Origin of the sequence: Psychrobacter pulmonis (assembly GCF_904846465.1) — a bacterium.
Classification (GTDB): domain Bacteria; phylum Pseudomonadota; class Gammaproteobacteria; order Pseudomonadales; family Moraxellaceae; genus Psychrobacter; species Psychrobacter faecalis.
Genome location: NZ_CAJHAT010000005.1, coordinates 172,176 through 187,493 on the forward strand (window position 1 = coordinate 172,176; position 15,318 = coordinate 187,493).

Annotated in this window: 11 protein-coding genes; 2 read left to right on the plus strand and 9 right to left on the minus strand. The window is 44.7% G+C overall.

Annotation, left to right across the window (positions count from 1 at the left end; translation table 11 throughout):
• Window positions 1-75: 75 nt before the first annotated feature.
• The 9 genes from lpxD to rimO form a co-directional block, all read right to left on the minus strand.
• Window positions 76-1,092: a UDP-3-O-(3-hydroxymyristoyl)glucosamine N-acyltransferase gene (lpxD, locus tag JMX70_RS09905; protein WP_201591710.1), complete on the minus strand. Its 1,017-nt coding sequence runs from the start codon at window positions 1,090-1,092 to the stop codon at window positions 76-78.
• A gap of 160 nt (window positions 1,093-1,252) precedes the next feature.
• Window positions 1,253-3,676 carry an outer membrane protein assembly factor BamA gene (bamA, locus tag JMX70_RS09910; protein ID WP_201591712.1) on the minus strand — a complete coding sequence of 808 codons (2,424 nt, stop codon included), beginning with the start codon at window positions 3,674-3,676 and terminating at the stop codon, window positions 1,253-1,255.
• Between the two features lie 264 nt (window positions 3,677-3,940).
• Complete coding sequence (rseP, locus tag JMX70_RS09915; RefSeq protein WP_201591714.1) at window positions 3,941-5,317, minus strand: RIP metalloprotease RseP; 1,377 nt, start codon at window positions 5,315-5,317, stop codon at window positions 3,941-3,943.
• Window positions 5,318-5,376: 59 nt separating this feature from the next.
• Window positions 5,377-6,585, minus strand: a complete 1,209-nt coding sequence (gene ispC, locus JMX70_RS09920; RefSeq protein ID WP_201591716.1) for a 1-deoxy-D-xylulose-5-phosphate reductoisomerase — start codon at window positions 6,583-6,585, stop codon at window positions 5,377-5,379.
• 170 nt (window positions 6,586-6,755) lie between these two features.
• The gene (locus JMX70_RS09925; protein WP_201591718.1) at window positions 6,756-7,565 is read right to left on the minus strand and encodes a phosphatidate cytidylyltransferase; all 810 of its coding nucleotides are present in this window, start codon (window positions 7,563-7,565) and stop codon (window positions 6,756-6,758) included.
• A gap of 184 nt (window positions 7,566-7,749) precedes the next feature.
• Window positions 7,750-8,508 (minus strand): polyprenyl diphosphate synthase, encoded by a 759-nt coding sequence (gene uppS, locus JMX70_RS09930; RefSeq protein ID WP_201591721.1) that lies wholly within the window; start codon window positions 8,506-8,508, stop codon window positions 7,750-7,752.
• Window positions 8,509-8,780: 272 nt separating this feature from the next.
• Window positions 8,781-9,335 (minus strand): ribosome recycling factor, encoded by a 555-nt coding sequence (frr, locus tag JMX70_RS09935; protein ID WP_068404574.1) that lies wholly within the window; start codon window positions 9,333-9,335, stop codon window positions 8,781-8,783.
• A gap of 150 nt (window positions 9,336-9,485) precedes the next feature.
• Window positions 9,486-10,211: a UMP kinase gene (pyrH, locus tag JMX70_RS09940; protein ID WP_149489717.1), complete on the minus strand. Its 726-nt coding sequence runs from the start codon at window positions 10,209-10,211 to the stop codon at window positions 9,486-9,488.
• 206 nt (window positions 10,212-10,417) lie between these two features.
• Window positions 10,418-12,040 (minus strand): 30S ribosomal protein S12 methylthiotransferase RimO, encoded by a 1,623-nt coding sequence (rimO, locus tag JMX70_RS09945; protein WP_201591723.1) that lies wholly within the window; start codon window positions 12,038-12,040, stop codon window positions 10,418-10,420.
• A 135-nt stretch (window positions 12,041-12,175) separates the two neighbouring features.
• Between rimO and JMX70_RS09950 the strand changes: the two genes are divergently transcribed.
• Together JMX70_RS09950 and JMX70_RS09955 are read left to right on the plus strand one after the other, a co-directional pair.
• Window positions 12,176-13,525: a two-component system sensor histidine kinase NtrB gene (locus tag JMX70_RS09950; RefSeq protein ID WP_201591725.1), complete on the plus strand. Its 1,350-nt coding sequence runs from the start codon at window positions 12,176-12,178 to the stop codon at window positions 13,523-13,525.
• Window positions 13,526-13,578: 53 nt separating this feature from the next.
• Window positions 13,579-15,267: a sigma 54-interacting transcriptional regulator gene (locus JMX70_RS09955; RefSeq protein WP_201591727.1), complete on the plus strand. Its 1,689-nt coding sequence runs from the start codon at window positions 13,579-13,581 to the stop codon at window positions 15,265-15,267.
• Window positions 15,268-15,318 lie beyond the last annotated feature (51 nt).

Consider the following 15,318-nt stretch of genomic DNA (forward strand, 5'->3'; position numbering starts at 1 on the left):
TTTAAGCATTGCTGTGTTTTTAAATTTTATAAATAAATTGGATATGTTGTTGAGTTATGTATTAACCGCGCTAGACTAATCGCGACCAAGCTGACGAAAGCGTACCGCCGCACGGCGCCAATTGGCGGTTGGCATGGCCGCTGTACCAGAGGAGTATGAACCAGCCTTGGTAATGGATTTGGTCACCATAGTCATGCCAGATAAGGTAACATCATCCGCAATCTCAATATGACCAGTAATGCCAACAGCACCGCCGATAATGCAACGCTTACCGATAGTGGTACTACCCGCGATACCAGTTTGCGCCGCGATGGCAGTACCATCGCCAATACGGACGTTATGGGCAACTTGTACAAGATTGTCAATAATAACATGATTGCCAATCACCGTATCGTCAATTGCACCACGATCGATACAGGTTTGGCTACCTATACGTACATCATCGCCAATTACCACGCGTCCTAATTGAGCAATACGCTCCCAGCCGGTAACACTAGGATTACTCGTAGGTGCAAAGCCGAAGCCTTCTGACCCTATGCTAACGCCAGCATGCAATCTTACACGATTACCAAGCACACAATCATGCCCGATGACCACTTGTGATTTGAGCACACAATCGGTACCAATACTGCTGTTCGCCTCAATGACCACGTGCGCATCGAGCACACTGCGATCACCAATTTGTACCCCTTCGCCAATCATACAAAAAGGCCCAACAGTCACTTGGTTGCCAATAACTACATTTTCCGCTATCACAGCACTCGGATGAATACCTTTAAACAAGGACGTACAGGCAAATAGTTGACTGGCACTGGCATAAGCCAAATAAGGCGCCGCAACGATTAAGGCAACCGTATTCTGTGCAACTTTGCTTTGATGGTCTGAGGTGGTCAGCACAGCTCCAGCCTGACTGTTTGCCAGACTAGGCAGATAATGCGGATTGGCTAAAAAGCTTAATTGCTGCGAATTGGCGGTGGTTAAATTACCGATACCCTCTAATTTTAGGCACAACTGCTCAGCGCTAAGGTCATCTTTGTTAAGAACAGGCTGACGCTGCTCAATCCGCGTGATAAGTTGCTCAATCGTTATCATAGTTGCTATTGGTATAATTAAAATTAGTATTGGTATGAATAAGTGGGTCGCCAAGTTGAGATATCAGCTTGGCGACCTATTAAATTTTAACTGCGGACTAGTTCACTTAGCTGCATAAATAAACAAAAGCAATCAAACCGCTGCATTTAACTTTATCGGACTAAAAAGTATTACCGATTTGGAACTGAACTTTTTCAGTCTCATCGCCTTCTTTGTCACCGATAGGCACAGCATAACTGAGCGAAATCGGACCAATTGGTGTATACCAGGTTACCCCTAAACCCGCACTAAAGCGGAATTTGTTATCTTGAGTTAATAGTGGAACACCCGTGTCGTCACCACTAAGTGGATCAATAAAAGTGCGGTCTTCTTTATCTGTGGTATCAAATACTTGACCACCTTCGGCGAATAATACTGGACGTACTTGATCCGCCCAATCGCCTTTAAACGGCATCGGTAGAATTAGTTCAGTACCAAAGCTAACCAACGCATTACCGCCAACCTCTTCGTCTTTATTGGCTGTATTTCCAGTAATCGCATTATAATAACTTTCTGATTTAGGTCCTAGCGTTGATGACTCATAACCACGTACTGAGCCATAACCACCGGCATAGAAGTTTTCATAAAATGGCAAGTCATTACCATAGCCAAGCTTGGTATAACCGCGCGCAACCCAATCTTTATAAATCGGATAGTAGATATTGCCGCGATAGACGAGTTTTTGATAACTTTCATCGCCAAAGCCAATGGTTGCATCGACAGTATGGCTCATACCTTTATTGGGGAATACGGGGCGATCTAGCGTACTGTAATCCCAGCCTAATAATAAGTTATAGGTCTGATAATCGTTTTTAAAGCCCGTACGATTTGAAGGGGTATCATCATCATTAACAAATTTTTCAAATGTACCGCCACCGTCAATAATTTGCTGTACGTTTGAAACACCAAGACGGTTACCACCGCGTACGGTGGTCTTATCAACGTTTAAACCTGCGCTCACACGTTTGGTTTCATCAACAGGATAGCTGTAGTTGAGCGTGGCACCGTAAGCATCGGTGACATAGTTACTGACGTTTCTGTCGTCGTATTTGGTTTCACGATAATATGCGCTGACACCTTGCGACACGCCGTTTTCGGTAAAGTACGGATCGGTATAACCTAAGCTGTAAGAATCGCGCGTTTCAGAACGTGATAGCGCTGCTTTCACGCGGTTACCTGTACCCATAAAGTTATTTTGGGTTAGATCTAACTGGAACGTCACACCGCCACTTTGCGAGTAACCAGCAGCAATCGTTGAGCTGCCAGAAGGCTGTTCTTCGACCGTATAGTTGACATCAACTTGGTCTGGCTGGTTTGGTACAGGCTTCACATCAACGTTGACCGCCTTAAAGAAACCGGTACGCATCAAGCGTGTACGCGACAGCTGAATTTTATCATTAGAGGCCAGTGTACCTTCTAACTGACGCATTTCACGGCGCAATACTTCATCTTGAGTTTTTAAGTTACCCGTAAAGTTGATACGGCGCACATAAATAGGACGCGCAGGATCAATATAATAGTCGATATCGACCACTTTGGTCTCATCATTGATACGCGGTACCGGTCTGATTTGTGCGAGATAATATCCTTCATTACCATAACGGCTCTTCAGTGCAGCAGTGGTCGCATCCAGTTTGGCTTGTGAATATTTTTCATCGGGCGCAAACGTGACCAGCTCTTTTAGCTCAGCGTTATCAAAGGTTGGTTTACCTAAGAAGTTCACCTCGCCAAATTGATACTGCTCGCCTTCGCTAAGACTGACTTCGATAAACACATTGCTTTTATCTTCGCTAATATTAAGAACCGCATTATCGACAGAAAAACGTACATAACCATCGTTTTGATAAAGTGCTTTTAAATTTTCTAAACTGGCCGCCAGCTTTTCTTTAGCATAGCGATCAGACTTAGATAATAGTCGCGTCCACGACGACTCTTTTACCGCAAAAACGTCTTTAATCTGCTCATCACTAAAGTGCTTATTACCAATGATATTGATATCGACGACTTTGGCGGGTTTACCTTCGATAAAGCGCACATCAAGCTTGACGCGATTACCATCTAATAATGTCTGATCGACTTCGATATTGCTATTGTAATAACCTTGACTAATATATTGCTGTTGTAGCTCGTTGGCAACACCTTGCAAGGTCGCTTGCTTTAGCACATCACCCACAGACAAACCAGCGTTACCAAGCCCTTGCTCAAGCCCTTCTTTTGGGATAAGTTTATTGCCTTCAAAGTTGACTTCAGCGATGATAGGACGCTCGACGACATCAAAGCGCAACTTGCCGCCTTCGACACGACTTTGAATATCAGCGAAGTTTTCAGTCGCATATAGTGCCTTAATACTGGCGGCCAAACGACTATCATTAACCGTATCACCCACCGAAATCGGCAAAACTGGATAGAGACTATCAGGAGTTAGGCGTTGTAAACCATTAAAGCCGATATCAGTGACCACAAATTCTGCAGCCTGCACCGGCATACTCATCATTGCTACAACTAACGGCAACCCAGCCGCGCTCATAAATAAAGGCGTACGCATAAACACTATCCGTCAATAAAAAACTTGCTTAAGTTAAGGTAAAAAGCACGTGTTGTCTAGCCCATTTCGCATAAAGTCGAAAAACTTCAGCACGGCAGACTCAGGACACTTTATATAAAACGCATCATAAAATAAACTAAAAAATAAAATTAGTACAGTAGCGGTAATAGAAAACAAGCGCCGTATTACATGAACTGCCTGCGCTGTAGCAGCATGCAAGCATTAAACCATCATGCTTTAGTTAATAAACCGCCGCATTATTTATCAAAATAGCCGACTGATATCATTACCAATTGCTAACACCATGAAACCTGCCAGCAAGAGTAAACCGATATTTAGACCGACCATTTGCACGCCTTCAGACAGAGGTTTACCGCGTATCAGCTCAATAAGATAGTAGACAATATGTCCACCATCTAATACTGGAATGGGCAAAAGATTCAAGACTGCAAGGCTCAAACTGATCAACGCTGCTGTCGATAACACCATCTGCCAGCTAATATCAAAGCTTTGTTTGGCGACTTTGGCAATGGTAATCGGACCTGATAAATTCTCCAAACCTATCATACCTGACAGCATCTTACCCATTGAGCTGACTGTCATAACGGCTAACTGCTCCGTCTTTTCAAATGACTTGATTAAAGATTCCCCAGGACCATAAACGACCGTGGTTTTGTAGGCGTCAGGAATGACAATTTCAGACTCTGCCACCATAGCACCAATTTGCCCGTAATCGTTACCTAAATTGTCTTTTTTACCTTGCGGCATGATGGATAACTGAACTTGTTTACCATCACGCAATACAGAGAAATTAAGCAAAGTTTCAGGATTGTCGCGAATGATACGCGTGGCGCTAATCCAGTCGGTAATCTCTTTACCATTAATAGCCGTAATGCGGTCACCAACCTGCAAGCCTTGACGGCTGGCAGCACCATCGGGCGTTAAATTGCCAACGATTGGTGCGATGTTTGGTTGCCACGGTATCATACCAAAGCTTGATAACGCATCTTTGCCTTGCGCGTCGCCTTGCATAAATTCTTTAATCGGTGCTTGATAGGTTTTGGTGGCGTTACTACCTGTTGCATCAGATTGTAAGGTGACACTGACATTGTCCGTCTCACCCATACGCCCAGCAAGGCGATAGTTAATACCTTCCCACGTCTGCACCTCATGACCATCAATAGCGACAATTTTATCGCCCACGGGCAACTGTGCCATCGCTGCTGGGGTATCTGGCAGCACCTGCCCTATCTTTGTCGCCAATTGCTCTGATGGGGTCATAAATAACACCCAAAATAATGCAATAGCGATGACAAAATTCATGATAGGACCTGCGGCAACCACCGCAATCTTTTTGAGCGGATGCTGACGATTAAACGCTAGATGTAGCTCGTCTGCTGCTACCTCACCTTCACGCTCATCAAGCATTTTGACGTAGCCGCCAAGCGGCAGTGCCGAGATACGATAATCAATGCCGCTTTTTTTACTGGTCCAACCAAAGAGTTTCGGGCCAAAGCCGATAGAATAAGTCAGTACTTTAACGCCGCAAAGCCGCGCCACGATGTAATGACCCCACTCATGTAAGGCGATGAGTGGACCTAAGACAAATATTGCCGCAAGTAGCGTTAATAAAAACGTCATGATCTTTTCTCAATATGCTCTTTTAACATCGTTTATCAAATGACTGAATTTCTATAGATTCATGCCAACTTTGCCACTAACGTATCAGTATGCTGACGCGCTATGTTATCAATCGCTAAAATATCTTCAATATCGGCAGTCTCATTTAATACCGCTACTTGTATCTCATCTAGTGCTTGCGCATTAATATCGGCAATATCAGTCAGACGAATCTGCCCATTTAAAAATGCGGCAACTGCAATCTCATTGGCCGCATTTAGTACAATCGTGGCCTGCGTACCCGCTTGCATCGCTTGCCTTGCCAAACGCAAACAGGCAAATTTTTGCAAATCAGGCTCAATAAACTCTAAACCACTTAATGCAAATAAATCTAATGGCTGCGAGCCACTATCGATACGGGCAGGGTAACTGAGGGCATGGGCAATAGGCGTCTTCATGTCAGGGCTGCCAAGCTGCGCCAAAAAGCTACCATCACTATATTCTACCATTGAGTGAATGATACTTTGTGGATGAATCACCACATTTATCTTATCCTCACTCAAATCAAATAAATGACAAGCTTCGATGAGTTCAAGCCCTTTATTCATCATCGTTGCTGAGTCAACCGATATCTTTTGCCCCATTGACCAATTGGGATGTTTAACTGCTTCAGCGACGCTAGCTTGCTGCATTTGCGCAAACGATTGCTGTAAAAAAGGCCCGCCAGACGCGGTCAACCAAAGCTTACGAACGCCATGGTTTGGCTGATGAATTTGGCTACTGTCTTGTTGAATCGCAAAGGGTAAACACTGGAAGATCGCATTGTGTTCTGAATCTAAAGGCAACAAAGTCGCGTGATGCGTTTTAACCGCATTAATCATCACCTTCCCTGCCATGACCAATGCTTCTTTATTCGCCAATAAAATACGCTTGCCTGCACGCGCTGCTGCCAAAGTAGAAGGCAGACCGGCTGCGCCTACGATAGCAGCGACGACGGTATCGGTTTGCGGATCAGTCGCAATATCGACCAACCCTGAAGCACCGCCGATTACGTCGATATTTAAACCAGCTGCACTAAGACGCTGAGCGAAATCATCGACCGCTGCTGTCGGCACACTGACGCGTTTTGGCAAAAACTGTTGGCAAAGCGCGAATAATTTATCTAAACGATGGTAGCCTGATAAGGCATAAACGTCGTAGTTCTGTGGTTGTGCCGCCAAAATTGCTAACGTGCTATCGCCTATCGAGCCTGTCGCGCCTAGTACGGCGATGCGTTGGGTCATAACCATCTATGCCTATAATACGTTGATATTAAATGAGAAATAAAGACAATAATATAAGGTATAGAATCTAATACGAGGTAGCCTAGTCGCTACCAAATATATAAGCCCTACCTACTTTATATTTTTAGCCTGATAGTTTTTTATTTTTAGACTTTTTATTCTTAAACTCTTGATTGCTATACGACCATTAAACCGAGCTGCTGTAGCGCCCAAAAGCCAAGCGCAAATATCGGCGTGGCAGACAATAACGAATCAATGCGGTCAAGTACCCCGCCATGCCCTGGCAAAATGGTGCCAGAGTCTTTGACGTCAGCGCGGCGTTTGAGCATAGACTCAAACAAATCGCCGAGTACAGAAGCCAAAATCGTCAGTGCTGACAATGCTACAAAAGCGACTAACGGTAGACCAGTCAACTGTAGTTTAAAAACACTAATGACAATAACCACAAGCAAACCTGTGACCAAGCCACCTGCTAGCCCTTCCATGCTTTTATTAGGTGAGACGTTTGGCGCCATCTTACGGCGACCGAGCTTACGCCCAACAAAGTAAGCGCCACTATCAGCACACCAGACCAATAAGAATACATACAGCAGCCACCATGCAGACAGTTGCCATAAATAGAACATAGCGGTAATGGCGGCAGTCAATATGATAGCGCCCATCAATGCTAATTTCTTACCGTACCAGTTGGTATGAGTGGGAAATAACCGTACCCAAGACAGGGCCATCAGCCAGATAACCAGTGATGCCACCCACCAAAACAGCCAGGTGACTTTAAACATCAGCGAGACGATGGTCAACGCCAAAACCAACAACACAAACAACGCAGGCTGCTGCCATTTTGGCATCAGTTTGGTCCACTCGTGGGCGGCGATAATGACACCAATCGCTAGCAGCGGTGCAAATAAAATAGGCGTTTGGCTCGCAAACATTGCAATACCAACGATAATAACGAGAACAATTGCCGTCTTAATTCGTTGCCACATACTTATCGAGCCTTATATAACGAAAAATGTTTGGTCGAAATCTAGCATAACAGCACTCTATAATAGCCCATTAAACAGGATTAACGCCAATTAAAGCAGCTTATCATAGACCAAACAAGTGTAATTCAAACCTCGCGAACGATTTAAGCAATTATTTCTACAGCACTTATTGGCTAAAATTATTTTAAGAAGTCTGCTGCTCTATGACTACTTGTTCGCTGGTTTTGCCAAAGCGGCGTTGGCGCTGAGCAAACTCCGTTATCATCGCAGCAAGCTCGGCTACTTTAAAATCGGGCCACAGGGTTTGGGTAAAAAACAGCTCCGCATAAGCAGATTGCCATAATAGGAAGTTTGACAAACGGTATTCGCCGCCCGTGCGTATCAACATATCAACCGCTGGCGCATCTGCTAATTGCACATATCCACCAAGCATTTCTTTATTAATGTCTTCTGCGCGCAACTTGCCCGCTTCGACTTGCTGCGCCAACTGCTTAGCAGCATGGGCAATATCCCACTGACCACCGTAGCTAATAGCGATTACCAAGGTCATCGCTTCAAAGTCAGCGGTTTTTGCCTCGGCATCTAACATCAATGCTTGCAACTCTTCACTAAGCTGACTGCGATCACCAATAAAACGCAAGCGAATGCGATATTTTTGCATGCGCGGCAATTGCTCATTAATAGTTAAGCTCAACAAATGCATCAGCAAAGCCACCTCGCTTGGTGGACGTTGCCAATTTTCACTAGAGAAGGCAAAGACGGTTAAGACTTCAATGCCCGTACTAACGCAGTATTCGACAATGGGATCTAGCGCATCTTTGCCAGCGATATGCCCCTGACCTTTGCCTAACTGATGGATTTTACCGTAACGGTTATTGCCATCCATAATGACGGCGATATGCCGCGGGAGAAGCGCGGGAGATGAAGTATCTGAAATAGACATAGGCTGACTTGCTTGTGGTTTGGGTAAAGTAAGGTGACGCGAATTATCGCCTGTTAAGAAAAACCATCGCTCATTAGCAAACAATTTATTAAAAACCTAAACTTGCAAAAACGCTTTAATAAAGGATTTTTAACAAAACAATGGCTTAAGAATGGCTTAATTTCTTATACAGCAATAAACAGCCAATATTTATTTAACACTGACTGTTTGTAGAGAAAAAATAATGCTAAAGCGTCGTCTTTAATCAAAGAGAAAAGACTGTCGCCTATCGCCTATACTTCCATCAAATCGCTTTCTTTTTTGCTCAAGCGGCTATCAATGGTTTCAATATATTTGTCGGTGATTTTTTGGATATCATCACTGGCGCGGCGCTCGTCATCTTCTGAAATCTCTTTCTCTTTTGCCAATTCTTTAATATCATTCATCATATCGCGGCGGATATTACGGATAGAAACGCGGCTGTTTTCCGCTTCACTGCGCGCAAGTTTTTGCATATCGCGGCGTGTGTCTTCGGTCAACGCTGGCATCGGTACACGAATAACGTCAGCAGTCATCGGGTTTAAGCCCAAATCTGCTTCGCGAATGGCTTTATCAATCGCTTGCACCATGCTACGCTCAAATGGCTGTACCAGTAAGGTGCGTGAGTCTTCGACGTTGACGCTGGCAACTTGATTCAATGGCGTATCGGCGCCGTAGTAGCTAACCATCACGCCAGATAGCATACCTGGGTGCGCGCGGCCAGTACGTACTTTGCTAAAAGTCGTCTCAAGCGCTTCTAAGGTTTTTTGCATGCGTGCTTCGCCGTCTTGCTTAATCTCTTTAATCATCATGTATCCTTATTTATCGCTATCGATAAATCACTCATTATTGTTAGGTATAAAGCTGTTAGGTATAAATCCTATGCAACGATTGATGCTTACAACATCAATGATTTTTATTCATATAATCATTTAGTCATCTATAAATAAAGTGAGCGTTTAATGATAAACGCGCGTGCCTTCATTTTCGCCCATAATGACGTTTAATAAGGCATTAGGCTTGGTCATATCAAATACTTGCAATGGGACGTTGTGTTCACGGCATAAAGCAATCGCTGTTAAATCCATGACGCCAAGTTTTTGCTCGAGCACTTCATCAAAGGTTAATCCGTCATATTTTTTGGCATCAGCATGGAGGCTTGGGTCTTTATCGTAAACGCCATCAACCTTGGTCGCTTTTAGAATTAAGCCCGCCTCGATTTCGATACCACGTAAGCAAGCGGCGGTATCAGTGGTAAAGAACGGATTGCCCGTGCCCGCGACAAAAATACACACTTCGCCATTTTTAAGATAGCGAATGGCATTACGGCTGCTATAGCTTTCAGTGACTTCGCCAATTGGCAATGCTGACATCAAACGCGTTTTAATATTACGGCGCTCGAGGGCATCACGCATGGCCAGACCATTCATCACAGTGGCTAGCATACCCATTTGGTCACCAGTGACACGGCCGACCAAACCTTCTTTTTGCAACTGGGCGCCGCGATACAAGTTACCACCGCCGACGACGATACCGACTTGTACCCCAAGTCCGCGTAAGTGGGCGATAGACAAGCTCATCTTATCGAGCACTTCGGTATCAATCCCCATCTCTTTGCCACCAGCTAAGGCTTCGCCAGAAAGTTTTAGCAAGATACGAGAGTAACGCGGGTTTTTGTCAGACATGAGGTCACCTTGTTAGCATGAAATTATAATGAAAATAAGCGGTAAAACACAAATTGCATTGGACTTTAGCTTACCCTTTCAAATTATCCTAAATGGCATAATAAGCGCCAAAAACGATGTCAAATAGGTAAAAAGCCAAATTGCGCTAATTGTAGCAAAAACTGCCCACGATTGGGCAACTTTCACTCGGTTATCGTTGTGGCTCTCTAACCTTTATAACTGGCAAACAAATCATATTCGCTGGCGTCATCGATCGTGACGGTTAGGAATTGTCCAACTTTGACTTGCGCAGTGATATCATCGACATAGACGTGACCGTCAATCTCAGGCGCATCGGCATAACTACGACAAATCGCGATGCCTTCTTCTTCATCAATCTCATCGACCAATACCATCAAGGTTTTACCGACTTTTTCTTGCAGTTTTTGTGCCGAAATCTCTTGCTGTAGTGTCATCAAACGCTCATAGCGTTCTTGCTTAATGTCTTCAGGTACATGATTTGGCAAATCATTGGCGACCGCACCTTCGACTTCTGAATACGTAAAAGCACCGACGCGATCAAGGCGCGCCTCGACCAGCCAATCAAGCAAGCACTGAAAATCTTCTTCGGTCTCACCTGGAAAACCAACAACGAAGGTTGAACGAATGACAATATCAGGGCAAATCTCACGCCACGCTTTGATACGCGCCAAAGTATTTTCGCTATGCGCCGGACGTTTCATGGCTTTTAAAACACTGTGGCTAGCATGTTGGAATGGAATATCAAGATAAGGCAGTAGTTTTTTCTCACCCATCAGCTCAACCACTTTATCGACATGCGGATAAGGATAAACATAGTGCAGGCGCACCCAAATATCCAAATCATTTAACGCTTGGCATAAGTCATAAAATTTCGACTTTAGCGGCATGCCATTCCAAAAGCTGGTTTTATATTTTAAATCCAGCCCATAAGCAGACGTATCTTGTGAGATAATCAGCAGCTCTTTCACGCCAGCATTTTTCAGCGCCATTGCTTCATTCATCACGCTATCAATCGGCCGCGAAACCAAATCGCCACGTAAGCTTGGAATGATGCAAAAAGTACAACGATGGTTACAGCCTTCCGATATTTTAAGGTACGCATAATGACTGGGGGTTAATTTAATCCCCGCCTCATTAATCAAATCTATTTTTGGATCATAGTTGCTATCTATATCGCGCTTGGGTTTGGGCACATGTTGCGAGACTGCAGTAATTACCTCATCATAAGCATGCGCACCGGTAACCGATAGCACAGCTGGGTGCATGGCACGGATTTTATCGGCCTCTTTACCCAAGCAGCCGGTGACAATCACTTTACCGTTTTTACTAATCGCTTCACCGATGGCGTCCAAGGATTCTTGCACGGCTGACTCAATAAAACCGCAAGTATTAACCACAACCAAGTCTGCGCCTTCATAATCGCTGGCAACTTGATAGCCGTCACGACTAAGCTCGGTGATAATGCGCTCACTATCGACCAGCGCCTTTGGACAACCAAGCGATACAAAGCCAATCTTTGGCGCAGCGTTCACGGGCGCATCAATCGTCGCTGAATTGGCTAACGTCGCATCGCTACTTTGCTCAATACTACGGTTTTGATTGTGATTGGCTTTATGGTGGTAAGGCTGGTTAGTGTTTGCTTGACTGACATCTGCCTGACTGCTTTCTTGCGCTATATTTGGCTTTGCAGGATTAAAAATAGTGGCAGTGTTTTTTGGCATAGAAGCTATTGAGGCAGAAGCTGGCGATGTAGGAACTGATGAGGTGGTAACAGTCGTATTAAGCGACTCGGTAGAAGTGTTGGGCATGGCTGACCTTGCTAGAGATAAATTGGCTGTGCGCATTGTACGTTTTTTTTGTGATAATCGCCAGTTTTGCCGCGCTAGTGTGTTGATTTATGGTTAAATATTATCCCCAGTCTCACTTAATTTTAGGCATTTTCCATGACGGCTGATTTGTCCATTGCCAAACCGAACCCAGATTCGACGTTTATATTACAGCATTTATTTACCGCTATTTTATACGTTGATGAAGCGCTGACCATTACCTGGCTAAATGCGCAAGCGGAGCAGCTGCTTGCCATTAGCAGCGGACGTTTGCGAGGTCAATCAATCTTGAGCCTACTTGCGCCCGATGAGTTAATGTTAAAAGACAGACTTATTAATAGTAATCGGGAAGATAAGACCTGCGCGTTGACGGAGCGTTTTGGTCAAGCAAAACACTATCAGCAGCCGTTTATTGATCATGATCACCTTATACACACCCAGCTTAACGGCGGACTGACACTATCCGTGGATTATAGCGTGACCCCTGTTAGTTATGCGCAGCAGTCTTATTTTATTATAGAGATGTGGGGCAAAGATCGGCAAAGTCGTATTTCAGAAGAACAGCGCCAGCAGCAGCAATATAGCGTCGCCCGTCATATGTTACGCTCGGTCGCCCATGAAATCAAAAATCCATTGGCAGGTATTCGCGGGGCGGCGCAATTATTACAGCGGCAATTTATTAAGTTTAATGAATTTTCTGCTATTGTGAATGAAAATTTGAATGTAGCGGATGAAAATAACCTGAGAAATAATGCGGCAAAGCTGCGGAGTTATACTGATATTATCATTTCAGAAACCGATCGTTTGACCCAGTTGATTGGGCAGCTTCTTGGCTCTCATCAATTGCCAAACTGGCAAATGCTCAATATCCATGAACCGCTAGAGCACGTTTTGGCTTTAATCATTCATCAATATCCGGACGTGGTGCTACAACGTGATTATGATTTGTCATTGCCTGAGTTATGCGCGGATAAAGCTCAATTAATCCAAGTGTTTTTAAACCTGATGAATAATGCTTGCGAATCGATGACTGAGTTTGAGCAAACGCTGCAAAAAAATACGCCAGCCACGTTTGGCAACTTTTCATCAGAAATTGCGCAGAAACACTCTGATGTTAATGATAACTATCAACCTAAGCTGCATATCCAAACGCGGGTTGTTTTTCAGCATACCATCGGTAGCCTGCAGCACAAACAAGTCTTGCAAATCACCATTACCGACAACGGCTCAGGGATAGACGACACATTAATCGGTCAGATATTTTTCCCGATGGTGACCAACCGCGCTGCTGGTACAGGTCTAGGTTTATCCATCGTCCAAGATATCATCAGCCGCCATCATGGTATGATTGACGTCAGCTCAAAGCAAGCCCAAGGTTTTAGCGACAATTTTAAAAGTCATTATCAGCACAATCAAACCCGCTTTACCCTCTACCTGCCTTTTTCTCAGCCAAGCGCTGACCGTTAAGGCTAAGATTTTATATTCATTTTCCATTTCTCACTGCTTATTAGGCCAAATCCATGACTCAGTATAATGACACGAAATACCTTACGAGCAATGAGCAAATCCCTATGGTCACTGTGGGCAATAATCCTGCTGCTACTCCCGCGACGTTATGGCTTATCGATGATGATGCGGCGCTGCGCTTGGTATTGGCAGATACCTTTGAAGAGGCAGGCTTAACGGTTATTAGCTTTACCCAAGCGCAAGCAGCGTGGACGCGCCTGAACGATATCTTGCAACAGCGCGCATCAGTTGACCAACTACCAGATGTGATATTGACCGATATTCGTATGCCAATGATGGACGGTCTGTCATTTAGTGATTGGGTACATCAGCATTTTCCTACGCTACCGATTGTCATTATGACCGCGCATTCCGACCTAAGCTCTGCTATCAATAGCTATCAGACTGGTGCATTTGAATATCTGCCTAAACCCTTTGATTTAGATGAGGCGGTCGCCACAATTTATAAGGCCATTAATTATCAGCCGAATTTAACAATAACAAATGATGCAACTAAGCCTGCTCAAAAGACTGTCAAAAAAGCTAAAAAGGAAACCAAAACGACCACCGAACTTAAATCTAAAAACCAAACGGATAGCGATATTAATAACAATCCGAGCGGTATCATCGGTCAATCACAAGCGATGCAAACGGTATTTCGCGCGATTGGACGCTTGGCACACTCTCCTATTACCGTTTTGATTACTGGTGAATCAGGCACAGGTAAAGAGCTGGTGGCAGGTGCGCTTCATGCCCATTCTCCAAGGGCGCAGCAACCTTTTATCGCGCTTAATATGGCAGCGATACCGCATGACTTGATTGAGTCAGAATTGTTTGGTCACGAAAAAGGCGCGTTTACTGGCGCAACGACGACGCGGCAAGGTCGTTTTGAGCAAGCGGACGGCGGCACGCTATTTTTAGACGAAATCGGCGATATGCCGTACAGTACCCAGACGCGTCTGCTGCGCGTATTGGCCAACGGTGAGTTTTTTCGCGTCGGCGGACAGCAGCCGGTCAAAGTCAATGTACGCATCATTGCCGCTACCCACCAAAACTTAGAAGAATTGGTCAAACAAGGCAAATTTCGTGAAGATTTATTTTATCGCCTTAATGTGATTCGTATGCCATTGCCGCCCTTACGGACGCGCCCTGAAGATATTCCTGCATTAGCAAACTACTTTATGCAGCGCGCCGCCAAACAATTAAATAGCGCCGAAAAGCAGCTGCATCCTACCACGCTTCAGATGATGCAATCTTTTGCGTGGCGCGGTAATGTCCGTCAACTTGAAAACGTTTGCCTTTGGCTGACGGTAATGACCACGGGCGACACCGTTATGATTGAGGATTTGCCGCCAGAGCTGCTAGACAATATTGCCCCTAATGTAGAGCAACAAAGCAATGCGGCATATCACGTGCATCAAAACATGCAAAACAGCCAGAACAGTCAATTGACCCAAACGCATGACAAGCAAAGCTGGCAGCAAGCGTTGGCTATATGGGCGAAGCAGTCGCTGCAAACGGGTGAAACCGATATTTTACAAACGGCAACGCCCGAGTTTGAGCGTGTGTTACTGCAAGCTGCTCTCAATCATAGCGGCGGTAAAAAAATAGCTGCCGCCAACTTACTGGGTTGGGGACGCAATACTTTGACCCGCAAATTACAGCAATTAGAGATGACAGCAGCAGAGAAAAATAATAATTAAAGCCATCAGTCTCTGAAATAAAAACCAGCAATATCAAATATTTATGAGATT

Bases quoted from the DNA above. Each gene is read 5' to 3' on its own strand.
- rimO (WP_201591723.1), bottom strand. From the start codon at position 12,040: ATGCCCAACACTTCTACCGAGTCGCTTAATACGACTGTTACCACCTCA.
- frr (WP_068404574.1), bottom strand. From the start codon at position 9,335: ATGATTAAAGAGATTAAGCAAGACGGCGAAGCACGCATGCAAAAAACC.
- ispC (WP_201591716.1), bottom strand. From the start codon at position 6,585: ATGGTTATGACCCAACGCATCGCCGTACTAGGCGCGACAGGCTCGATA.
- JMX70_RS09950 (WP_201591725.1), top strand. From the start codon at position 12,176: ATGACGGCTGATTTGTCCATTGCCAAACCGAACCCAGATTCGACGTTT.
- uppS (WP_201591721.1), bottom strand. From the start codon at position 8,508: ATGTCTATTTCAGATACTTCATCTCCCGCGCTTCTCCCGCGGCATATC.
- JMX70_RS09955 (WP_201591727.1), top strand. From the start codon at position 13,579: ATGACTCAGTATAATGACACGAAATACCTTACGAGCAATGAGCAAATC.
- rseP (WP_201591714.1), bottom strand. From the start codon at position 5,317: ATGACGTTTTTATTAACGCTACTTGCGGCAATATTTGTCTTAGGTCCA.
- pyrH (WP_149489717.1), bottom strand. From the start codon at position 10,211: ATGTCTGACAAAAACCCGCGTTACTCTCGTATCTTGCTAAAACTTTCT.
- bamA (WP_201591712.1), bottom strand. From the start codon at position 3,676: ATGCGTACGCCTTTATTTATGAGCGCGGCTGGGTTGCCGTTAGTTGTA.
- lpxD (WP_201591710.1), bottom strand. From the start codon at position 1,092: ATGATAACGATTGAGCAACTTATCACGCGGATTGAGCAGCGTCAGCCT.
- JMX70_RS09925 (WP_201591718.1), bottom strand. From the start codon at position 7,565: ATGTGGCAACGAATTAAGACGGCAATTGTTCTCGTTATTATCGTTGGT.